Genomic DNA, 21,653 nt, shown 5'->3' with positions numbered 1-21,653 from the left:
GCCGGGGCCGCTGCGGGCCAGCACCAGGTCCTGGCCGTCCACGCGGCTCCAGCGCAGTTCGCGCGGGGCGGCGGGCAGGGCGCGGATCAGCGCGGCGGGCGACGCTTGCTGCGCTTGGGTCGACGCCGCGGCAGCCAGTGTGCCGACTGCCGCGCCGGCACGGTCCGCGGCGGCCGGCGGACTGCCCGCATACGCATTCATCGCCAGCGGCGCCGCGTCGCTGGTGAAGACCTTCCACGGGTTCATCGACATCAGCCCGCTGAAGATCCACGTGATGGTGATGACGGCGAACAGCAGGCCGCTCAGGTGGTGCCAGCGCATCATGTTGTCGCGGTAGGGCGAACGGCTGCCGCTGGCGTAGGGCCGCGAAAAGCGCCAGCGCAGGATGCCGACCACCGTGCCGGTCACGGCCACCGCCACGCCGATGACCGACAGCCACACCACGATGTCGTGCCACCAGGGGTCGAACAGGTTGCCGCGAAACGGGTACAGCCAATGGATCCAGGCGCCGACGTAGTTCCACAGCCGTTCGCTGCGGGTGGCGTCCAGCACCACCTCGCCGGTGGCCGACGACACGTACAGGCGGGTGTGGTCGGGGTCGTCCAGGTCGATGCGGTGCAGCGGGCGATGCGAGTCCAGCGCGCCGGAATGGGTGTAGACGTCTTCCTCGACCTCGCCCTGGTAGTGCGCGGCGTAGTCACCGCCGAACCAGGCCGCGGCGCTGGCGGTGGCGACCTGGGCGTCGGCGCGCGGCAGCAAGGCGCCGCTGGCGCCATCCACCACCTTGGGCGCCTGGCCGCGGCCCGCCGGCACCAGGTACACCGGTGCGCCGCCGCGCACGGCGGCCAGGCTCAGGCCCTGGGCGTCCCGGGCGCCCGCCGCCGCCAGCGCCTGGGCGGGCGTGGCGGTGACTTGCGCCGGGTCCAGCGGGGCCAGGTGCGTCATGCGCTCGTGCGGCGTGAGCTTGGGGTAGCCGACGTACATCATCACCACGCCCGACACGAACCACATGGCAAAGAACAGGCACAGCACGATGCCGGCCCAGCGGTGGATCAGGTACAGCCAGCGCTTGGCGCGGGTGGACCAGGCGGGTGGCGCGGGCCGGGGACGGGCGGGATGGATGGCGGTCATGGCGGCCTCAGAAGCGGGCTTGCACGGACAGTTCGAACGTACGCGGCGCGCCCAGGTAATACATGGGCGTACCGGTGACGTTGGCCGCGTACACCTTGTCGGTCAGATTGCGCACCCGGCCGGTGACGGTGAAGTGGCGGTCGATGCGGTGCGACAGGGCCGCGTCGAAGATCGTGTAGGACGGCGCCCACACGGTGTTGGCGGCGTCGGCATAGGCGCGGCCCACGTAGCGCGCGGCGACGCTGGCGTTCCAGTCGGGCAGGAAGGCGTAGTCCAGCCACAGGTTGGCCACGCGGCGCGGCGTGTTGGTGGGCACGTTGCCGTTGCGCGATACGGCCACGCCGTTGACGGTTTGCGAGAAGTCGTCGTATTTGGGGTTGACGAAGGCCACGTTGCCCTGCAGCGACAGCGTGCGCGTCAGGCGCAGGCCGCCGGCCAGTTCCAGCCCGCGGGCCGACTGCTGGCCCACCGGCACGCTGACCGCCGGATTGTTGGGATCGGGCGCCGAGATGTTCTTGCGCGTGATCTCGTAGGCCGCAATGGTGGCCGTGCCGCGGCCGTCCCAGAACTCGAACTTGCCGCCCACTTCCTTCTGCGTGCCGGTAGTGAGCTTGTCGTTGTTCAGCACGTCGGCGAACGAGGCCGTGGCCATGATGCCGGACGGGGGATCGGCGGCGGTGGCGTACTGCGCATACAACGAGGCCTGCGGCGTGACTGCCCAGTTGACGGCCAGGCGGCCGGTGGTGGGCGAATAGTCGCGCGACGCGGACGCGGGCGAACTGGCCGAGACGGCGCGGCGGTTGGTCAGGTCCAGGTCGATGAAGTCGCGGCGCAATGCCGACACGATGGCCACGCCGGGCAGCACCTCGGTGCGGTTTTCCAGCGTGAAGGCCAGCGTGCGGATGCGGTTGTCGCGGTCTGGATTGTGGCCGCGCGTCATGCCGGGAATGTCGTAGAAATAGCCGGGCGAAAAATCGTAGGGGTCTACCGCGTCGACCGTGGCGGGCAGGCTGGTGGGGTAGCGCGTCTGCTTGTTCACGCTGAGGTCGGCGCCGAACGACCAGCTGCTGGGCAAGCCGGCCAGCGTGGATTCGACCAGGCCTTCGACCCGGTTGCCGACCAGGCTTTGCTCGTGCCGCTGCAACAGCGCGCCCGAGCGCAGCACGCGGCTGTTGGCGGCGTTGTAGCGGTAGGTTTCGAGGTTGCGGAAATCGCGCTCGGCGCGGTAGTAGTACAGCGTGTTCTTGAACGTCACGCCGGGCGCCGCGCGCCATTCGGTCAGCGAGCGGGCCCACAGCACCGATTGCTCGTACAGGCCATCATCGACGTTGTAGTTCTTGAACCGCGTGCCGCCGCGGATGTGGCCTTCGCCGGTGACCTTGCCGTCCGCGCCCACCGTCAGCGGCGTGCCCCAATAGGGCCGCTCGACCCGCTCGCGCTGGTATTCGAAGGCCCAGGTCTGCGTCACGTCGTCGCCCAGGTCCGACAGCAACGAGGCCGCGACCTGCGTGGCGTTCGAGTGGTTGCCGTCGACCCAGCCGCGGCTGGACGTGTTGTTGGCGTCGATGCGCAAGTAATGGCCGCGCCCGCCCGGCGAGCCGGCCAGTTGCTGGTTGATGCCGGCCGACACCTGGCGCGTGTCGTAGGAACCCCACCGCAGCTGGCCTTCGTAGAAGGTGTCGCGCTGGGCCAGCTTGGTGACGTAGTTGATGGCGCCGCCGACCGCGCCCGCGCCGAACAGAAAGGTCGACGGGCCGCCGATGGCCTCGACCCGGTCGTAGATCCAGCTGTCCACCGGCCGAGCTGCGGCCGAGTCGTATTGCACCGAGATGCCGTTGAACAGTTGCGACACCTGGCCGCCGCTGAAACCCCGGTAGCTGACCGAGCCGGCCGACCCCGGGGGCGAGGCGTTGTCCACGCCGGGGATGCCGCGGGCGATTTCCTGGGTGTTCTGCGAGCCGCGCGCCTCGATCTGGGCGCGGTTGATAACGGTGACGGACGCGGGCGTTTCGCGCAGGGTCAGGCCCAGGCGGCTGCCGGTGCCGTCGATGCGGTTCAGGTCCAGCGGGCCGTTGGGCTTGCCGTCGGCATCGTCGCCTTCCACCACGGTGGCGGCCAGCGTTTCGATGGCGGGGTCGGTGGTCAGCGCCAGCGCGGGGTTGGCCGCGCAGGCGCCGGCCAGCAAAGAGGCTGCGTAGGTTTTTTTCATGATCCAGGCCGGCGGGGGCCGGCTTGCGCGCCCGCGGGCCGCGCCGCTTACAGGGGCGGCGTCGGGGACGGGCGATGATTTCCGGAATGCCGCCAGCGCGCGAAAACGGCCGGCGGGGGGGCTCAAGCGCAATGCGGCGCAGGGCCTGCCCGTCAGCCGGGCCGGCGGCCTGCGCGCGGGATCAAGCCGCGGGCGGGGCGCGCGGCTGGGCCGCGCTCCAGGCGTAGAGAGGATGCGAGGCGCGGTAGAACAGCGCCGGATAGCTGACCCGGCCGGGCGGGGCGCGCAAGACGAGCAGCGGCGCGGGCAGGATGCCGATGTCGGCTTGGGGATTGCGGCAGAACGGGCAGTGGGTGCTGTCGCCGTGGTGCGCCGCGTGGTCGGCGGGGGTGTCGTCGCCCTGCACGTCGATGGTCAGCGACGACTTGCCTTCAGGGGCGCAGTAGTCGACGGTGACCTGGCGGCTGGCGCCGCCCTCGGCATGGCTGCCATGCGCCAACGACGGAACCAGGGACGCCCACAGGATCGCGACAAGGGCGATCCAGGCGTAGCCGCGGTTCAGGAAGTGGGCAAGGTGCATGACGGCGCATTATATCCAGGCTCCGTTGGCACTAAAAGGCGCCTCAGACGGAAAGGTGGCGCCGCACGTCCTCGCCGTCGATGGCCGTCCGGTCGCCGCTGGCCACCACTTCGCCGCGCGACAGCACCACGAAACGGTCGGCCAGTTCGCGGGCAAAGTCGAAATATTGTTCGCACAGCAGGATGGCGATGTCGCCGCGCTGGCGCAGCATGTGGATCACCCGCGCGATGTCCTTGATGATGGACGGCTGGATGCCTTCGGTGGGTTCGTCCAGGATGATGAGCTTGGGTTCGGCCACCAGCGCGCGGGCGATCGCCAGCTGTTGCTGCTGCCCGCCCGACAGGTCGCCGCCGCGCCGGGCCAGCATGCTTTTGAGCACCGGAAACAGCTCGAACACTTCTTCCTTGATGCGGCGGGCGCGCGCGGCGGGCTTGGTCGCCATGCCCATCAGGATGTTCTCTTCCACGGTGAGCCGGGCGAAGATGTCGCGCCCCTGCGGTACGTAGGCCATGCCGCGCGCGGCGCGCTGGTGCGGCGCCAGCCGGGTGATGTCGGCGCCGTCGAAGGCGATGGCGCCGCTGGCCACGGGCAGCACGCCCATCACGCACTTGAGCAGCGTGGTCTTGCCCACGCCGTTGCGTCCCAGCAGCGCCAGGCATTCGCCCTGGTTCACCGCCAGCGAGACGCCGCGCAAGGTGTGGCTGCCGCCGTAGTACTGGTCGATGGTGGATACGTTCAGCATGTCAGCGCCCCAGATAGACTTCGATCACGCGCGGGTCGGCCTGCACTTTCGCCATCGGCCCTTCGGCCAGCACCGAGCCTTCGTGCAGCACCGTCACCTTGCCGTCGCCGGCAATCTGGTTGACGAAGTCCATGTCGTGTTCGACCACCATCAGCGAATGGCGGCCGCGCAATTCATTGAGCAGTTCGCCGGTGCGTTCGGTTTCGGCATCGGTCATGCCGGCCACCGGTTCGTCCAGCAACAGCAACTGCGGTTCCTGCATCAGCAGCATGCCGATCTCCAGCCACTGCTTCTGGCCGTGCGACAGCAGGCCGGCCGGGCGGAAGGCTTCGGGCCGCAGGCGGATCAGGTCCAGCGTTTCGCCGATCCTGTCGGCCTGCGCGCCGGTCAGGCGCGAGAACAGCGTGGGCCGCACGCGCTTGTCGGTCTTCATCGCCAGTTCCAGGTTCTCGAACACGCTGTGCTGTTCGAACACCGTGGGCCGCTGGAACTTGCGGCCGATGCCGGCGTGGGCGATCTGCGCTTCGGTCAGCGTGGTCAGGTCGATGCTCTGGCCGAAAAAAGCAGTGCCGGCGGTGGGACGGGTCTTGCCGGTGATGACGTCCATCATGGTCGTCTTGCCGGCGCCATTGGGGCCGATGATGCAGCGCAGCTCGCCCACGCCGATGTCCAGCGTCAGGTCGTTCAGCGCCTTGAAGCCGTCGAAGCTGACGGTGATGCCTTCCAGGTACAGGATGGCGCCGTGGCTGGTGTCCAGGCCCTTGGGGCTGACGCGGCCGTAGCCGGCGTCGCCGCTGGGGCCGCCGTCCAGCATGGCGGTTTCGGAATGCGTGCTGGTCATGCGCGTCGCTCCTGGTAGCGGGAGGCCAGGCGGCGCGCCAGGCCGACGATGCCGGTGGGCAGGAACAGGGTCACCAGGACGAAGATCAGGCCCAGCGCGTACAGCCAGAACTCGGGCAGCACGCTGGTGAACCAGGTCTTCAGGCCGTTGACCACGCCCGCGCCGAGGATGGGGCCGATCAGCGTGCCGCGCCCGCCGGTGGCCACCCAGATCACCATTTCGATCGAGTTCTCCGTGGACATCTCGCTGGGGTTGATGATGCCGACCTGCGGCACGTACAAGGCGCCGGCAATGCCGCACAGCACGGCCGACAGCGTCCACACGAACAGCTTGAAGCCCAGCGGGTCGTAGCCGATGAAGCGCAGCCGGCTTTCGGCATCGCGCACCGCCGTCAGCACGCGGCCTAGCTTGGACTGCGTCACCGCGCGCGCCAGCACCAGGGCCGCGGCCAGCGCCGCCAGCGTGATCCAGTACAGCGCCGCGCGGGTGCCGGGGGCCGTGATGTCAAAGCCCAGAATGCGCTTGAAGTCGGTAAAGCCGTTGTTGCCGCCAAAGCCCGTGTCGTTGCGAAAGAACAGCAACATGGCCGCAAACGTCAGCGCCTGCGTGATGATCGAGAAGTACACGCCCTTGATGCGCGAGCGGAACGCGAAGTAGCCGAACACGAAGGCCAGCACGCCCGGCACCAGCACCACCAGCAGCATGGCGTAGCCGAAGTGCTCGGTGAAGGCCCAGTACCAGGGGTAGTCCTTCCAGTCCAGGAACACCATGAAGTCCGGCAGGCGGCTCTGGTACACGCCGTCGCTGCCGATGGCGCGCATCAGGTACATGCCGTGGGCATAGCCGCCCAGCGCGAAGAACAGGCCGTGGCCCAGCGACAGGATGCCGGCGTAGCCCCACACCAGGTCCAGCGCCAGGGCCGCCATGGCGTAGCACATGAACTTGCCCAACAGGGCCACGGCATAGGCCGAGACGTGCAGCGGATGGCCGGCGGGAAACACCAGGTTCAAGAGCGGCAAGAGCGCCAGCGCCAGCGTGGCGGCGGCCAGGGCGATCCAGGCGCGTCCGCTGTACAGCGGACGATGCGCCTGCAAGGTCAGGTCGGTCAGGGCGGTCTGTTTCATTCGACGCTCCGGCCGCGCGGGGCGAACAGGCCTTGCGGCCGCTTCTGCACGAAAAGCACGATGAGCACCAGGATGGTGATCTTGGCCATGACGGCTCCCGCGTAAGGCTCCAGGAATTTGTTCACGCCGCCCAGGCCCAGCGCGGCGATGACGGTGCCGGCCAGCTGGCCCACGCCGCCCAGCACCACCACCATGAAGGAATCGACGATGTAGCCGCGGCCCAGGTCCGGGCCCACGTTGCCCAGCTGCGACAGCGCCACGCCCGCCAGCCCCGCGATGCCGGACCCCAGGCCGAACGCCAGCATGTCGACGCGGCCGGTGGGCACGCCCACGCAATCGGCCATGCGCCGGTTCTGCGTGATGGCGCGCACGAACAGGCCCAGCCGCGTGTGGTTCAAGAGCGCCCACACCAGGAACACCACGAACAGCGCAAAGCCGATGATGACCAGCCGGTTGTAGGTCAGCACCAGCCCGCCCAGCACCGTGATGCCGCCCGACATCCAGCTGGGGTTGCCCACTTCCACGTTCTGCGCGCCGAACAGCGTGCGCACGCCCTGCATCAGCATCAGGCTGATGCCCCAGGTGGCCAGCAGCGTTTCCAGCGGCCGGCCATACAGCCAGCGGATCACGGTGCGTTCCAGCGCCATGCCCACCAGCGCGGTGAACACAAAGGCCAGCGGCAGCGCCGCGGCCACGTACCAGTCCAGCCAGCCTGGCAGCCACGCGCGAAACGCCGTCTGCACCAGGTAGGTGACGTAGGCGCCGATCATCAGCAGTTCGCCGTGCGCCATGTTGATGACGCCCATCAGCCCGAAGGTGATGGCCAGGCCCAGCGCCGCCAGCAGAAGCACGCTGCCCAGGCTGAGACCGTAAAAGAGGTTGCCGGCCCATTCGATGGTGGCCAGGTGCCGGTCGATGCGCTTTAGCGCATTGGCCGCGGCTTCGCGCACGCCGGCATCGGGTTCGGCGTAGACGCCGTCCTGCTGCTGCGTCAGCGCGGCCAGCGTGGGGCGAAAGGCCGCGTTGTCGGTGCGCCCCAGCAGGTCGACGGCGTGACGCCGCACGGCGGGGTCGGCGCTTTTGAGTTCAAGATTGGCCTGCGCGATTTCCAGAGCGGCGCGCACGGCCTCGTTCTTTTCGGCCGCCAGGGCCTTTTCCACCAGCGGCAGGCGGGCCGGGTCGCCGGTCTGTTGCAGGCGGCGGGCAGAGGCCAGCCGTTCCTGCGGGTTGTCGGAAAACAGTCGCGATCCCGCCAGCGCCGCTTCGATGGCGCGGCGCAGCCGGTTGTTGATGCCGATGGTGGCGGCACCCGCGGGCAGCTCGGTCGCCGCGCCGGTGGCCGCGTCGGTGGCCGGGCCTTTGCCGCTGCCGATCAGCACGCGGCCATCGGGCAGCGCGTACAGCTGGTCGTCGCCCAGCGCCTGCAGCACGGCGGCCGCACCGGGGGCGGGCAGTTGACCCAGGGCGGCAATCGCCTGCAGCTTGGCGTCGGTGTCGTCGCCGGCCAAGGGGGCCAGCAGCGCCGGGTCCACGCCCGGCGCCGCCGCGTGAGCGGACAGCGCCGGCGCGGCCAGCAGCCATGCAAGCAGGAAATAACGCAGGAATTTCGCGATAGCCGCATTCAGCATGGCTGCGTGTCCGGTTCCGGTTTAAAGACCTTGCTTGCCTTCGTTGCCCGGGATGTACGGGCTCCAGGGTTGCGCGCGGATGGGGCCTTTGCTCTTCCACACCACGTTGAACTGGCCGTCCGCCTTGATCTCGCCGATGTAGACCGGCTTGTGCAGGTGGTGGTTGGTCTTGTCCATTTCGATCTTGAAGCCGCTGGGCGAATTGAACGTCTGGCCGCCCATGGCCGCGATCACCTTGTCGACGTCGGTGGTCTTGGCCTGCTCGACCGCCTGCTTCCACATGTAGATGCCGATGTAGGTCGCTTCCATCGGGTCGTTGGTGACGACCGTGCTGGCGTTGGGCAGGTTCTTGGCCTTGGCATAGGCCTGCCACTTCTTGATGAAGGCCTCGTTGACCGGGTTCTTGATCGATTCGAAGTAGTTCCAGGCGGCCAGGTGGCCCACCAGCGGCTTGGCGTCCACGCCGCGCAGTTCTTCTTCACCGACCGAGAACGCCACCACCGGCACGTCGGTGGCCTTCAGGCCGGCGTTGCCCAGTTCCTTGTAGAACGGCACGTTCGAATCGCCGTTGATGGTGGAGATGACGGCGGTCTTGCCGCCCGCGGCGAACTTCTTGATGTTGGCCACGATGGTCTGGTAATCGGAATGGCCGAACGGGGTGTAGACCTCGTCGATGTCGCTGTCTTTCACGCCCTTGGAATGCAGGAAGGCGCGCAGGATCTTGTTGGTGGTGCGCGGGTAGACGTAGTCGGTGCCCAGCAGCACGAAGCGCTTGGCGCCGCCGCCGTCTTCGCTCATCAGGTATTCCACCGCCGGGATGGCCTGCTGGTTGGGCGCAGCCCCTGTGTAGAACACGTTCTTTTCCAGCTCTTCGCCTTCGTACTGCACCGGGTAGAACAAGAGGCCGTTCAGTTCCTTGAACACCGGCAGCACCGACTTGCGCGATACCGAGGTCCAGCAGCCGAACACCGCGGCCACCTTGTCCTGAGCCAGCAGCTGGCGCGACTTCTCGGCGAACAGCGGCCAGTTCGATGCAGGGTCGACCACCACGGCTTCCAGCTTCTTGCCCATCACGCCGCCGTTGGCGTTGATTTCATCGATGGTCATCAGGGCCACGTCCTTGAGCGACGTTTCCGAGATGGCCATGGTGCCCGACAGCGAATGCAGGATGCCGACCTTGATGGTGTCTTCGGCGGCGTACAGCTGCGGCATCCAACCGGACAGGGCCAACAGGCTCACGGCGGTCAGTTGCTTAAGGACTAGTCTGCGTTTCATGGTGACTCCTGAGGAGGAAGAAGCCGGCGGCGCCGGCGGCATGGGCGTGACCAGGACTTCAAAGCAAAAGCCGTGCCAACCGCTCGGCAAGGCGACATCGCTGTAGTAAGGGGAAGGGTTTTCGATGACGCGGTGGCGGCCGCTGGCGGCGCCGTGCGCGGTTCAATCTGGTGCCGCGTGCACAAAACCGGTGCGCCGGTTGCCCGTTGCGGGTGCGCATCGCGGGCGCATGGGCGAGGGCAAAGGAACGCGTCGCGGGCCGGCGGCACCTTGCGTCAGAGGGAAGGTTGCGGCCCGCGGCCAACATGGCACGCGTATTGCTTGGGTATCCGTACTTGTATACAAGAAAGGATTCCAGCATGAATGCCGTAGCAACGCCGCAGGGCCCCACGACCGGTTGGACGATCACGCAATGGCTGTCTGCCTATCGCGAGGGCGGCGCCACCCCCGACGCGCTGTTGATGCCCCTGGCCGAGACGCCGGCCGCGCCGGCCGACAACGCCTGGATCACGCGGGTCAGCCCCGCCGTGCTGGCGCGCCAGCTGGATGACCTGCGCCTGCTGCTGGCGGCGGCGGGCGGCGACGTGGCGCGGCTGCCGCTGTACGGCGTGCCGTTCGCCATCAAGGACAACATCGATGCGGCCGGCTGGCCCACCACGGCGGCCTGCCCCAAATTCGCCTACACGCCTGACGAAGACGCGACGGTGGTGCGGCGCCTGCGCGCAGCCGGCGCGATCCTGGTGGGCAAGACCAACCTGGACCAGTTCGCCACGGGGCTGGTCGGCACCCGTTCGCCGCACGGCGCGGTGGCCAACGCTTTCAATCCTGACTACATCAGCGGCGGTTCCAGCTCGGGCTCGGCGTCGGTGGTGGCGCGCGGCCTGGTGGCGTTTTCGCTGGGCACCGACACGGCCGGGTCCGGCCGCGTGCCCGCGGGTTTCAACAATATCGTCGGCCTCAAGCCCACCAAGGGTTGGCTGAGCACGGCGGGTGTGGTGCCCGCCTGCCGCACGCAGGATTGCGTGTCGATCTTCGCGCTGACGGTGGACGATGCCGAGCAGGTGGCCGGCATCGCGGGCGGCTACGACGAACGCGATGCCTATTCGCGCGCGCAGCCGGCAGGCGCCGCCGCGCCGTGGCCGAAGGCGCCGCGCCTGGCCATTCCCGACCGCCTGGAGTTCTTCGGCGATGCGCAAGCGGCCGAAGCCTTCGAGGCCGCACTGCAAGCCTTGAAGGCGAGCGGCGCCCAGGTCGAGACGATCGACTTCGCGCCGTATGCCGAACTGGCCGCGCTGCTGTACCAGGGGCCGTGGGTGGCCGAGCGCTTCGCCGCGGTCGAGTCCCTGTGGCAAGAGCACCCCGCCGCGATTCACCCGGTGGTGCGTGGCATCGTCGAAGGCGCGGCGAACTACAGCGCGCTGGATGCCTTCAAGGCCGAATACCGCCGCGCCGAATTGACGCGCCAGATCCAGCAGTCGTTGCAAGGCTTCGATGCGCTGGTGGTGCCGACGTCGCCGTCCATCTACACCATCGCGCAGTTGCAGGCCGACCCGGTGCGCCTGAATTCGCAGCTGGGCGTGTACACCAACTTTGCCAACCTGGCCGACCTGTCGGCGCTGGCGCTGCCGGCCGGCATGCGCGCCGACGGGCTGCCGGCGGGCATCACCGTGATCGGCCTGGCCTGGCAGGACCGCGCGCTGGCGCAGTTCGGCCGCCAGTGGCAGGCGCAGCGCGGCTTGCCCCTGGGCGCCACGGGCCGGCCGTTGCCGGCGGCAGCGCCCCAGCCGGCAGACCCGAACACCTTGCGCGTGGCCGTGGTGGGCGCCCACCTGACGGGCATGCCGTTGAATCATCAGCTGACGTCCCGCCGCGCCGTGCTGGTGGAAAAGACCCGCACCGCGGCCGATTACCGGCTGTATGCGCTGGCCAACACCACGCCGCCCAAGCCCGGGCTGGTGAAGTCCGACGGCGGTGCGCCGATCGAGGTCGAGCTGTGGGATATCCCCGTGGCCGCCTTTGGCGCCTTCGTGGCCGAGATTCCCGCGCCGCTGGGCATCGGCACGCTGGAGCTGCATGACGGCCGCCTGGTCAAGGGCTTCATCTGCGAGCCGCGCGGCCTGCTCGGTGCGCGCGACATCACCGACTTCGGCGGCTGGCGTGCCTATCTCGCCAGCCTGAACGCCACCCCCCGTTAATCCAAGACCGCCCCTGGGAGCCGCCCCGTGTTCGATACCGTCCTGATCGCCAACCGCGGAGAAATCGCCGTCCGCGCCATTCGTACCCTGAAACGCCTGGGCATCCGCAGCGTTGCCGTGTATTCCGATCCCGACCGCAACGCGGCCCACGTCAAAGAGGCCGACGTGGCCGTGGCGCTGGGCGGCGAGAAGGCCGCCGACAGCTACCTGCGCATGGACCTGCTGCTGGACGCGGCCCGTGCGCACGGCGCGCAGGCCATCTACCCCGGTTACGGCTTTCTGTCGGAAAGCGCCGAATTCGCCGAGGCCTGCGAAGCGGCGGGCATTGCGTTCGTGGGCCCGACGCCGCTGCAGATCCGCGAGTTCGGCCTGAAGCACCGTTCCCGCGAGCTGGCGGCCGAGGCCGGCGTGCCGATGACACCGGGCACGGGCCTGCTGGCCAGCCTGGGCGAAGCGCTGTCGCAGGCCGAGCGCATCGGCTACCCGGTGATGCTCAAGAGCACCGCGGGCGGCGGCGGCATCGGCCTGTCGCGCTGCGAGAACGAGGCCGAATTGACGGTGGCGTTCGACAGCGTGCAGCGCATGGGCGAACACTTCTTTCGCGACGGCGGGGCGTTCATCGAGCGCTATGTGGACAACGCGCGCCACGTCGAAGTGCAGATCTTCGGCGACGGCGCGGGCCGTGTCGTGGCGCTGGGCGAGCGCGATTGCTCGGTGCAGCGGCGCAACCAGAAAGTGATCGAGGAAACCCCGGCGCCGCGGCTGCCGGCCGCGACCCGCGCGGCCTTGCTGGACGCCGCAGTGAAGCTGGGCACATCGGTGGGCTACCGGTCGGCGGGCACGGTGGAATTCATCTACGACCCGGCGCGCGACAGTTTCTATTTCCTGGAGGTCAATACGCGCCTGCAGGTCGAGCACCCGGTGACCGAAGCGGTGACGGGGCTGGACCTGGTGGAATGCATGCTGCGCGTGGCGGCCGGCGAGCCGCTGGATTTCGATGCCATGACGCGTGCGCCGCAGGGCGCGGCCATCGAGGTACGCCTGTACGCGGAAGATCCGCTGCGCCAGTTCCAGCCGTCGCCCGGCGTGTTGACCGACGTGTATTTCCCGGACGGCGTGCGCCTGGACGGCTGGGTGGCGACGGGCACCGAGGTGCCGGCGTTCTACGACCCGATGCTGGCCAAGCTGATCGTGCACGCCGACACGCGCGAAGCGGCGCTGGACAAGCTGGCCGATGCGCTGGCCCGCACGCGCCTGCACGGCATCGCCACCAACCTGGACTACCTGCGCCAGATCGTGGCGGATGCGCGCTTTCGCGCGGCGCAATTGTCGACCCGTTTCCTGGACAGCTTTGCCTACCGGCCGGCCGCCATCGAAGTGCTGGAAGCCGGCACCTACACCAGCGTGCAGGACTACCCGGGCCGCACCGGCTATTGGAATATCGGCGTGCCGCCGTCGGGCCCGATGGACGACTACGCGTTTCGCCTGGCCAACCGCATCGTCGGCAACGCGCCGGACGCGGCCGGCATCGAGGCCACGCTGGTCGGCCCGACGCTGCGCTTTCATGGCGATGCCCTGATCGCGCTGACCGGCGCCGAATGCGCCGCCACGCTGGATGGCGAGCCGGTGCCGATGTGGCGGCCGGTGACGGTGCGTTCCGGCCAGGTGCTGGCGACGGGGCGGGCCGTGTCCGGCTGCCGCAGCTACCTGGCGGTGCGCAACGGGCTGGATGTGCCGGTGTACCTGGGCAGCCGCTCGACCTTTGCGCTGGGCCAGTTCGGCGGCCACGCCGGCCGCACGCTGCGGGTGGGCGACATGCTGCCCGTGGTGCAACCCGGGCTGCCGGCGGCCAACGCCGCGCCGCCCGTGGCCGTGCCGCAGGCGGCGGCACCCGAATTGATTCCCACCTATGGCAACACCTGGGAAATCGGCGTGCTGTACGGCCCGCACGGCGCGCCGGATTTCTTCCAGCCCGAAGCCATCGACGAATTCTTCGCCGCGGATTGGGAAGTGCACTACAACTCGAACCGGCTGGGCGTGCGCCTGACCGGCCCCAAGCCCACCTGGGCGCGCGAGAACGGCGGCGAAGCCGGCCTGCATCCGTCCAACATCCACGATTGCGAATACGCCATCGGCAGCATCAACTTCACGGGCGACAGCCCCGTGATCCTGACGCGCGACGGCCCCAGCCTGGGCGGCTTTGTCTGCCCGGTCACGATTGCCCGTGCCGAACTGTGGAAGGTCGGCCAGGTCAAGCCTGGCGACCGCATCCGCTTCGTGCGCATCGATTACGCCGACGCGGTGGCGCGGGAAGTGGCGCAGGACCAGAGCGTAGAGACGCTGGGCCGCGTGACACCGCAGGCCACGACGCCTGTCGCGGTGCCGCAGACGGCCTCGGAAACCATCGTGGCGGCCTTGCCAGCCGAGGGCGCGCGTCCGTCGGTGTCGTACCGCCAGGCGGGCGACGGCTATCTGCTGCTGGAATACGGCGACAACGTGCTGGACCTGGCGCTGCGCATGCGCATCCATCTGCTGATGGATGCGCTGGCGGCGCAGCCGATCGACGGCGTGCAGGAACTGTCGCCGGGCGTGCGCTCGCTGCAGATCCGCTACGACAGCCGGGTGATCCGGCAAGACGCGCTGATTGCGCGGCTGCTTGAGATCGAGGCCGGGCTGGCGGACGTGGCGACGCTGGAGGTGCCGACCCGTGTGGTGTACCTGCCGATGGCGTTCGAGGATTCGGCGACGCTGGGCGCGGTGCAGCGCTACCAGGAAACGGTGCGCGCCAGCGCGCCGTGGCTGCCGAACAATGTGGATTTCATCCAGCGCATCAACGGACTGGCCAGCCGCGAGGACGTGCGGCGCATTGTGTTCGATGCGAGCTACCTGATCATGGGGCTGGGCGACGTGTACCTGGGGGCGCCGTGCGCGGTGCCGATCGATCCGCGCCACCGGCTGCTGACGTCGAAGTACAACCCGGCCCGCACGTTCACGGCGGAAGGCACGGTGGGCATCGGCGGGGTGTACATGTGCATCTACGGGATGGATTCGCCGGGGGGCTATCAGTTGGTGGGCCGCACGCTGCCGATCTGGAACAAGTTCCTGAAGAACCCGGTGTTCCAGGACGGCAAGCCGTGGCTGCTGCGCTTTTTCGACCAGGTGCGGTTCTACCCGGTTAGCGAGGCCGAGCTGGATACGCTGCGCGAGGATTTCCGCGAGGGCCGGGCGACGGTGCGGATCGAGGAAGAGATGTTCGATTTTGCAGCGCACCAGCGTTTCCTGGCAGAGCAGGCAGACAGCATCGCGGTGTTCCAGGCGCGCCAGAAGACGGCATTCGATGCCGAGGTGGCGCTGTGGAAAACGGAAGACGTGGCGGCGGCGCCGGTCGAAGCCGAACTGGAGCCGGAGACGGCGCTGCGTGAGGGCGAGCGGCTGGTCAGCGCGGACATGTGCGGCAATATCTGGAAGATTCCGGTGCAGGTGGGCCAGAGCGTGTCGGCGGGCGATACGCTGGTGGTGGTCGAGGCGATGAAGATGGAACTGTCGGTGATCGCACCGGCATCGGGCACGGTGACGGCCATCCGCTGCGTGCCGGGCAAGCCGGTGAACGCGGGCGACCCGCTGATCGTGCTGGCGGAAGACGCCACGTGCCCCGTGACCTGACCATGGCGGGCGAATCGGTGCGGATCAGTCCGGCGTTGCGGCAGGCGCCGACGTTGGCGGGGTCGCTGGCGGACCAGGTGTACCAGCGCATCAAGGACGAGCTGTTCGATTTCCAGCTGCTGCCGGGGGATCGTTTCACGGAGGCGGAACTGGCGTTGCGGCTGGGGGTGAGCCGCACGCCGGTGCGGCTGGGGCTGGCGCGGCTGGAGCGGGAAGGCTTTGTGCTGCCCAGCCCTCGCAGCGGCTGGCAGGTGCGGCCGTTCGATTTCGAGCGGTTCGAGGCGCTCTACGATGTGCGGGTGGTGTTGGAACTGGCGGCGGTGGAACGGCTGTGTGCGCGGGAGCACATGGACGAGAACGGGATGCTGGGGGCGCTGACTGACGTGTGGCTGGTGCCGCCGGCGCAGCGGATTCTGGATGGGCGGTTAGTGGCTGAGCTGGATGAGGCGTTTCATTGTTCTCTGGTGGCGGCGGCGGGGAATCCGGAGATGGCGTTGATTCATCGGGAGGTGACGGAGAAGATCCGGATCGTTCGGCGGTTGGATTTCACGAAGGAGTTTCGGGTGGATGCGACGTATGAGGAGCATGGGGCGATTTTGCGGGCGGTGTTGGGGCGGCGGGGGGAGGCGGCGGGGAGGATGTTGCGGGGGCATATTGAGATGAGCAAGGCTGAGGTTCGGAAGATTACTTTGCATATGCTTTTTGAGGCTCGGGGGTGAGTTTTTTTGGGTTGGTGGGTGGGGTTCTTTAGGCGCGCCGGGCTGCGGCGGCCGGGTGGGCGCGGGGCTACGATTGCGGTCCGGAGCCTTCGCTCCGGACTGCCCCTTCGTCATCGTCGTTGTCGCCTCCGGCGACTGCCTTCCGATTCCCTCGGGCGCAATCTACACGCCCCGCGCCCACCCGGCCGCCGCAGCCCGGCGCTCGCACCGTGGGTCGCGACGATGGGGGCGGTGTTTGCTGGCGGTTTGCTCAGCGGTGGGGGGGGGGGCGGTGGGGGTGCGGGGCCCGCCGCAATCGGCCGCGCGGGCGGCCTTCTGCGGCTTACGCGGTGGTGGGGCGTTGGGGCGGTGGACGCTGCGCGCGTTGGCTGTGTCTGCGATTTTGGCTGGAGCTTGTTATGAGCTTGGGCGGGGAGCGGCTATCGTTGGGGAATGGCAAGGTGCCGCCCGTGTCTGAGTGATGTGAATGACGAAGAATGGGGGGAGCCGCGCCGTCCATCATTTCTTTCACGCCGATTCTCGGCAGGCCATCTGAAAAATGAAAATTCTTGCTGCGTTGCTGAGCCTTTCGTTGCTGGTGGCGGCGCCGTGCGTCGCGGAGACTGACGCAGATCAAGCGGAGGTCCTGGGGACGCTGGCTGGCGGAAGTTGGCGGTCCGGCGATGGGCAGGGCTCGTATCGGGTGATCCTGGAGAACGTGGGGTTCGAGCATGTGAGCTGCCGTGTCTGGATCGAGTGGGTGGCCACTGAGGCGTCGGGAAAGAAGTCGCCCGGGCAGCCGGCGCGTCTCGTTGCCAGGGCGCCGTACGACGAGATCTCCAGCGGCTTCTGGTCTTGCAATCCGAAGAAGGTCGGGTTGGCGGGGGCCACGCTGACCATTCACGCTACGCACACTTATTCCGGTGAAAGCCGCAAGTTTTGCGCCGTGCTGGGTGTGCCGGGTGAGTATCGTGATCAGGGCTTGTGTTGAGCCTGTGTTCTGACGCGCGCTAGCCTTGCAGCTGGTTGTAGACCTCTTGCGAGATTCTTTGTAGTTCGTCTCGGCTGACCGCGCCCGACAGGGCGTAGCCGAATTGGCCTTCGGCCCAGTAGAAGACGCGCACGGGGCCTTCCTGGGTGAATTGGAAGGCGGTCTGGCCGCCCGTGGCTTCCCGGGTGACGTAGAGGGTCAGGCGTTGGCCGTCCGGGGCGCCGTACATGAAGAGGGCGACGGGGCCGGTGCCGCCGGGTAGCAGGCGGCCGCCGACGAGGTCGTAGCCGGCGTGGGACAGGTTGGGGGCGCGCACGGGGGCGCCCAGGCGTTTGGTGAGCCAGGTGACCAGGGCTTTTTCGTTGTCGCCGCTGACTTCCACGGGGCGTCCCATGTCGGGGGCGTAGACGGCGTGGGCGATGGCGGCGCGTTGGGCGTAGCCGCCGGCGGTGTGGTCGGGGCTGGCGGTGGCCAGGGCGGATTGCAGGTGGCGGGCGTCCAGGGCGCCGCGGGTGAGCCAGGCGGCGCTGGCGCTGATGGCGGCGATGGCGATGCCGGCGGCCAGGGCGCGCCAGGGCAGGTGGCGGGCGGGCGGCGCGAGGGGCAGGCGCAGGGGCAGGGGTTCGTCCAGGACGGGGTCGAGCAGGGCGTGCAGGGCGCGGCGCTGGGCTTGCCAGGCGTGGACGCGGGCGAGGTCCTGCGGGTGGGCGGCGAGGTAGGCGTCGACTTCGGCGTGGCGGCCGGGCGGCAGCTGGCCGTCGGCATAGCCGTGCAGGTCGGCTTCGGTGATGGGGTGGCCGGCGGCGGGAACGGGGTGGAGGCGTTTGTCGTTCATGTCATTTCACGCGATGGAGCCGGCCGGCGGGTTCCTGGCCTTGCATCAGGGCGCCGAGCCGTTCGCGGGCACGCGACAGGCGCGACATGACGGTGCCGATGGGCACGCCCAGGACGTGGGCGGTTTCCTGATAGGACAGGTCTTCGACGCAGACGAGCAGCAGCACTTCGCGCTGTTCGGCGGGCAGGCCTTGCAGGCAGCGATCCAGGTCGCGCACCTCCAGGTGATCGGTTTGGGTGGCGCGCACCGGCACGTCGGGCAGGTCGCTGGTGCTGGCCTCGCCGGCTTGCCGGTGGTGCGCGCGCACGCCGTCGATGAAATGGTTATGCATGATGCCGAACATCCAGGCCCGCAGTTCGCCGCGCCGTTGCCAGCGCGAATAGCGGCTCCAGGCGCGCTCCAGGGTGTCCTGCACCAGGTCGTCGGCCCGGTGGGGGTCGCCCGTCAGCCCGCGGGCGTAACGCCGCAGGCTGGGGATGCAGGCCAGGATCGATGCTTCGTCTTCGGCGCGCATGGTCTGATGCGGATGGGCCAGGCGATCCGGATCAGGGCTTGATGACGTGCCAGACGTCCTTGAAGTTGTCGCCGGTCTTGTCGCCGGGCTTGGCGTCCTTGGCGTACAGGTAGACGGGCTTGCCCTTGTAGGCCCATTGCTTGGAACCGTCGTCGCGGGTGATGACGGTCAGGTCGCCCGAGGCCTTGGCGTCGGCGGCGGCGGTGACCGGGGGCCAGATCTTGGCGCACTGGTCGTTGCAGGCGCTCTTGCCGCCGGCATCTTTGTCGAAGGTGTACAGGGTCATGCCGGCGCTGTTGACCAGGACGCCGTCCTGGGTCTTGACGGCCTGGGCGTGGGCGCCGGCCGAGAACAGGGCGGCAGAGGTGAGAACCAGGGCTGCGGCGATTTGATTGCGCATGTCGTGCCTCGCGTAGATAGGAAAGTGGGGGACTGCCCTCTACAGACGCCGGCCGGGGCGGCGATATTCCACCCGGCGCAAAAATATTTCCGCGAGGGCTCAGGGGGCCGCCGGGGGCGGACCGGGTTCGTAACGCATTTCGGTTTCCAGGCCGGCCTCCTCGACGGCGCGAAAGCCCAGCGACTCGTAGAGCCGGCGGGCGGGGTTGCCCTGCAAGACGGACAGGGTGACGGCGGCGCCTTCCTGGTCGGCCTGGCGCAAGAGGCCGGTCAAGAGGCGCCGGCCCAGGCCCTGGCCCTGGTAGGCCGGGTCGATCTGGATCTGCACGACGCGCCAGCCGTCGGGGTCGCGCAGGGTCTTGAACAGGCCCGCCGGGCGGCCGTGCAGCCAGACGATCTGGGCGCCGTCAAAGCCGTAGCGGATGCGGGCCAGGTGGTGTTCGTCGTCCTGCGGGGCGCCGGCGCGGGCCAGGTGTTCGGTCATGGTGGCGCGGCGCAGCGACAGCAGGAAGGGCAGGTCGTCTTCGGTGGCGGGCTGCAAGGCCAGGGAATGGGGGCTCATGGGGCGGTTTCGGGTTGCTTGGACGGACCACGCTTGGCGCTTTTGCCGGCCTGGTGAATCAGGTTATAGAGCTGTTGGGCCGCCGGCGCCAGGGGGCGGCCGCGGCGCGAGATGAGTCCCAGGCTGCGGGTGACGCGCGGATGTTCCAGTTTGACGCCGGCCAGGGTGGCGTGGCCGGCCGGCGGCATGGCCAGCTGGGGCACGGCGGCCACGCCCAGGCCGGCCTCGACCAGGCCCAGCAGGGTCATGACGTGGCTGACCTCGAAGGCGCTGACGGTGCGCTTGCCGCTCTTGGCCAGGGCGTCGTCGATCAAGAGGCGGTTGCCGCTTTCCTTGGCCACCGTCATGAAGCGTTCGCCGGACAGTTCTTCCCAGGACACGCTGCGGCGGGCGGCCAGCGGGTGGTCGCGGCGCACGGCCAGCACGAAGTCTTCGCGCAGCACGGCCTTGAAGTCCACGTCGGGTTCCTGGGTGCCGAAGAAGCTGATGCCGAAGTCGGCGCGGCCGGTGACGACGCTGTTGAGCACGGTGTGCGCGGTTTCGTCGATGATGCGCACGCGGATGCGCGGAAAGCGTTCGGCGTAGTCGTGGATGATGGCCGGCAGGAAGTAATAGGCCACCGACGGCACGCAGGCCACGGTGACCAGCCCGCCGCGCTGCGCGGCCAGGTCGCCGATGCTGAGCACGGCGCGTTCCAGTTCGTCGATGGCGCCGCGGGCGCGTTCCAGGAAGATGCGGCCCACGTGCGTGAGCGACACGCGGCGGGTGGTGCGTTCCAGCAGGCGGGCGCCCAGCAGGTCTTCCAGTTTTTCGATGCGGCGGCTCAGCGCCGGTTGCGACAGGTTCAGGTCTTCGGCGGCGGCGCGAAAGCTGGCGCGCTCGGCCACGGCCACGAAGGCCTGCAATTCCTGCAAATCGAAATTGATGCGTGCCATGCATTAATCCATCCGTAAGTTGCAATTCAAATAATAGCCGCACCGTCGCAGAATGCATCGCATGGAAACGATCATCCCTTGCGTACTGATGCGCGGCGGCACCTCCCGCGGCCCCTTTTTCCTGGCGGACTGGCTGCCCGCCGATCCGGCCGAGCGCGACCGCGTGCTGCTGGCCGCGATGGGCTCGCCCCACGCCTTGCAGGTCGACGGGCTGGGCGGCGGCAACTCGCTGACCAGCAAGGTCGCGATCGTGTCGCGGTCCCGCCGGCCGGGCTGCGATATCGACTACCTGTTCGCCCAGGTCTCGGTGGACCGCGCCAGCGTCGATACCCGGCCCAACTGCGGCAACATGCTGTCCGGCGCCGCGCCGTTTGCCATCGACGAAGGCCTGATCGCCGCGGCCGACGGCGAGACCTCGGTGCGGGTGCACAACGTGAACACGGGCGCCGTCATCGAAGCGGTGGTGCAGACCCCGGGCGGGCGCCTGACCTACGAGGGCGACGCCCGCATCGACGGCGTGCCGGGCGCGGCTGCGCCGGTGCGCCTGAACTTCCTGGATGCCTGGGGCGCGCTCACCGGCCGCCTGTTCCCCACCGGCCAGCGCCAGGACATCGTGGACGGCATAACGGTGACGCTGATCGATGCCGCGATGCCGATGGTGCTGCTGCGTGCGGCCGACTTCGGCTTGCGTGGCGATGAATCGCCCGCCGAGCTGGACGCCAATGCGGCCTTGCTGGCACGCCTGGAACGCATCCGCCGCGAAGCCGGCGCGCGCATGGGGCTGGGCGACGTGACGGACAGCGTCATCCCCAAGCCGGTGCTGCTGGCGCCGGGCGACGAGGCCGCCGGGCTGTCGCTGCGCTCGCGCTATTTCACGCCGCACGCCTGCCACCGGGCGCATGCCGCGACCGGCGCGGTGGGCGTGGCCGCCGCCTTCCTGATGCCGGGCACGGTGGCGCACGATTGCGGCGGCCCCGCGCCGCAACCGGGCTATCGCAGCGTGCGCATCGCGCATCCGTCGGGCGGCATGGATATCGACGTGAGGCTGGACGAGCGCACGGGCGAGGTCGCCGCCGCCGGGCTGGTGCGCACGGCCCGCAAGATCATGAAAGGAGTGCTTTACCTGCCCCAGGTGGCGCCGCAAGCGCGCGCGGCGCAGCCGCTGCGCGCCGCACCGATGGCGGTAGCCGCCTAGCGTCCGTATCGGCTACACCGACAACAGCATCCGGGCCGCTTGGTCGAGCGGCCCGCTTTGAACCCAGCAGGCGCCGGCCTGGCGCCCGCAAGCGATTCAACGGTCCACAGAGACCGTTCCCAAAATCATCAGGAGA

At 68.9% G+C, this 21,653-nt stretch carries 18 protein-coding genes; 5 read left to right on the top strand and 13 right to left on the bottom strand.

Annotated features, from left to right (window positions below):
- The 8 genes from HV798_RS17695 to urtA all read right to left on the bottom strand — a co-directional run.
- A partial coding sequence (locus HV798_RS17695) for a PepSY domain-containing protein (protein WP_175216482.1) occupies positions 1-1,131 on the bottom strand: 1,131 nt, incomplete at its 3' end.
- Between the two features lie 7 nt (positions 1,132-1,138).
- Positions 1,139-3,340: a TonB-dependent receptor gene (locus HV798_RS17690; protein ID WP_175193998.1), complete on the bottom strand. Its 2,202-nt coding sequence runs from the start codon at positions 3,338-3,340 to the stop codon at positions 1,139-1,141.
- Positions 3,341-3,521: 181 nt separating this feature from the next.
- Positions 3,522-3,920 carry a DUF2946 domain-containing protein gene (locus HV798_RS17685; protein ID WP_175194000.1) on the bottom strand — a complete coding sequence of 133 codons (399 nt, stop codon included), beginning with the start codon at positions 3,918-3,920 and terminating at the stop codon, positions 3,522-3,524.
- Positions 3,921-3,963: 43 nt separating this feature from the next.
- Positions 3,964-4,662: an urea ABC transporter ATP-binding subunit UrtE gene (gene urtE, locus HV798_RS17680; protein ID WP_175194002.1), complete on the bottom strand. Its 699-nt coding sequence runs from the start codon at positions 4,660-4,662 to the stop codon at positions 3,964-3,966.
- Between the two features lies 1 nt (position 4,663).
- Entirely contained in the window at positions 4,664-5,503 is an 840-nt protein-coding gene (gene urtD / locus HV798_RS17675) for an urea ABC transporter ATP-binding protein UrtD (RefSeq protein ID WP_175194004.1), read from the bottom strand.
- Entirely contained in the window at positions 5,500-6,627 is a 1,128-nt protein-coding gene (gene urtC, locus HV798_RS17670) for an urea ABC transporter permease subunit UrtC (RefSeq protein ID WP_175194006.1), read from the bottom strand. The genes urtD and urtC overlap by 4 nt, the downstream gene beginning before the upstream one ends.
- Entirely contained in the window at positions 6,624-8,255 is a 1,632-nt protein-coding gene (urtB, locus tag HV798_RS17665) for an urea ABC transporter permease subunit UrtB (protein ID WP_175194008.1), read from the bottom strand. The genes urtC and urtB overlap by 4 nt, the downstream gene beginning before the upstream one ends.
- Positions 8,256-8,276: 21 nt before the next feature.
- Positions 8,277-9,530, bottom strand: coding sequence for an urea ABC transporter substrate-binding protein (urtA, locus tag HV798_RS17660; protein WP_175194010.1), 1,254 nt, complete (start codon positions 9,528-9,530; stop codon positions 8,277-8,279).
- Positions 9,531-9,889: 359 nt separating this feature from the next.
- On the opposite strand from urtA, the gene atzF reads away from it, so the two are divergent.
- From atzF to HV798_RS17640, 4 genes are all read left to right on the top strand, one after another.
- A complete protein-coding gene (gene atzF / locus HV798_RS17655) occupies positions 9,890-11,725 on the top strand; it encodes an allophanate hydrolase (protein WP_175194012.1) in 1,836 nt (611 codons plus the stop codon).
- A 27-nt stretch (positions 11,726-11,752) separates the two neighbouring features.
- Positions 11,753-15,388, top strand: coding sequence for an urea carboxylase (gene uca, locus HV798_RS17650; protein ID WP_175194014.1), 3,636 nt, complete (start codon positions 11,753-11,755; stop codon positions 15,386-15,388).
- A gap of 2 nt (positions 15,389-15,390) precedes the next feature.
- Positions 15,391-16,107 (top strand): GntR family transcriptional regulator, encoded by a 717-nt coding sequence (locus HV798_RS17645; protein WP_175194163.1) that lies wholly within the window; start codon positions 15,391-15,393, stop codon positions 16,105-16,107.
- Between the two features lie 538 nt (positions 16,108-16,645).
- Positions 16,646-17,077 (top strand): hypothetical protein, encoded by a 432-nt coding sequence (locus tag HV798_RS17640; protein WP_175194016.1) that lies wholly within the window; start codon positions 16,646-16,648, stop codon positions 17,075-17,077.
- A gap of 19 nt (positions 17,078-17,096) precedes the next feature.
- On the opposite strand, the gene HV798_RS17635 is transcribed toward HV798_RS17640, so the two are convergent.
- The 5 genes from HV798_RS17635 to HV798_RS17615 all read right to left on the bottom strand — a co-directional run bounded on the left by HV798_RS17635 (position 17,097) and on the right by HV798_RS17615 (position 20,322).
- On the bottom strand, positions 17,097-17,912 hold the full coding sequence (locus tag HV798_RS17635) for an anti-sigma factor family protein (RefSeq protein WP_175194018.1): 816 nt from the start codon (positions 17,910-17,912) through the stop codon (positions 17,097-17,099).
- Between the two features lies 1 nt (position 17,913).
- Positions 17,914-18,426, bottom strand: coding sequence for an RNA polymerase sigma factor (locus HV798_RS17630; RefSeq protein ID WP_025137262.1), 513 nt, complete (start codon positions 18,424-18,426; stop codon positions 17,914-17,916).
- Between the two features lie 31 nt (positions 18,427-18,457).
- Entirely contained in the window at positions 18,458-18,826 is a 369-nt protein-coding gene (locus HV798_RS17625; RefSeq protein ID WP_025137263.1) for a COG4315 family predicted lipoprotein, read from the bottom strand.
- Positions 18,827-18,925: 99 nt separating this feature from the next.
- Entirely contained in the window at positions 18,926-19,387 is a 462-nt protein-coding gene (locus HV798_RS17620; RefSeq protein WP_025137264.1) for a GNAT family N-acetyltransferase, read from the bottom strand.
- On the bottom strand, positions 19,384-20,322 hold the full coding sequence (locus HV798_RS17615; RefSeq protein WP_025137265.1) for a LysR family transcriptional regulator: 939 nt from the start codon (positions 20,320-20,322) through the stop codon (positions 19,384-19,386). The genes HV798_RS17620 and HV798_RS17615 overlap by 4 nt, the downstream gene beginning before the upstream one ends.
- 61 nt (positions 20,323-20,383) lie before the next feature.
- On the opposite strand from HV798_RS17615, the gene HV798_RS17610 reads away from it, so the two are divergent.
- Entirely contained in the window at positions 20,384-21,517 is a 1,134-nt protein-coding gene (locus tag HV798_RS17610) for a 4-oxalomesaconate tautomerase (RefSeq protein ID WP_175194020.1), read from the top strand.
- Positions 21,518-21,653: the final 136 nt, after the last annotated feature.

This window comes from Achromobacter deleyi, assembly GCF_902859705.1.
GTDB lineage: Bacteria > Pseudomonadota > Gammaproteobacteria > Burkholderiales > Burkholderiaceae_B > Achromobacter > Achromobacter deleyi.
This window is presented reverse-complemented; position numbering and strand designations above follow the sequence as displayed.

Coding starts and splice junctions, on each gene's coding strand:
- atzF (WP_175194012.1), top strand. CDS start 9,890: ATGAATGCCGTAGCAACGCCGCAGGGCCCCACGACCGGTTGGACGATC.
- HV798_RS17625 (WP_025137263.1), bottom strand. CDS start 18,826: ATGCGCAATCAAATCGCCGCAGCCCTGGTTCTCACCTCTGCCGCCCTG.
- urtC (WP_175194006.1), bottom strand. CDS start 6,627: ATGAAACAGACCGCCCTGACCGACCTGACCTTGCAGGCGCATCGTCCG.
- HV798_RS17615 (WP_025137265.1), bottom strand. CDS start 20,322: ATGGCACGCATCAATTTCGATTTGCAGGAATTGCAGGCCTTCGTGGCC.
- urtA (WP_175194010.1), bottom strand. CDS start 9,530: ATGAAACGCAGACTAGTCCTTAAGCAACTGACCGCCGTGAGCCTGTTG.
- urtD (WP_175194004.1), bottom strand. CDS start 5,503: ATGACCAGCACGCATTCCGAAACCGCCATGCTGGACGGCGGCCCCAGC.
- HV798_RS17645 (WP_175194163.1), top strand. CDS start 15,391: ATGGCGGGCGAATCGGTGCGGATCAGTCCGGCGTTGCGGCAGGCGCCG.
- urtB (WP_175194008.1), bottom strand. CDS start 8,255: ATGCTGAATGCGGCTATCGCGAAATTCCTGCGTTATTTCCTGCTTGCA.
- HV798_RS17640 (WP_175194016.1), top strand. CDS start 16,646: ATGAAAATTCTTGCTGCGTTGCTGAGCCTTTCGTTGCTGGTGGCGGCG.
- urtE (WP_175194002.1), bottom strand. CDS start 4,662: ATGCTGAACGTATCCACCATCGACCAGTACTACGGCGGCAGCCACACC.
- HV798_RS17610 (WP_175194020.1), top strand. CDS start 20,384: ATGGAAACGATCATCCCTTGCGTACTGATGCGCGGCGGCACCTCCCGC.
- HV798_RS17620 (WP_025137264.1), bottom strand. CDS start 19,387: ATGAGCCCCCATTCCCTGGCCTTGCAGCCCGCCACCGAAGACGACCTG.
- HV798_RS17635 (WP_175194018.1), bottom strand. CDS start 17,912: ATGAACGACAAACGCCTCCACCCCGTTCCCGCCGCCGGCCACCCCATC.
- HV798_RS17690 (WP_175193998.1), bottom strand. CDS start 3,340: ATGAAAAAAACCTACGCAGCCTCTTTGCTGGCCGGCGCCTGCGCGGCC.
- HV798_RS17685 (WP_175194000.1), bottom strand. CDS start 3,920: ATGCACCTTGCCCACTTCCTGAACCGCGGCTACGCCTGGATCGCCCTT.
- HV798_RS17630 (WP_025137262.1), bottom strand. CDS start 18,426: ATGCGCGCCGAAGACGAAGCATCGATCCTGGCCTGCATCCCCAGCCTG.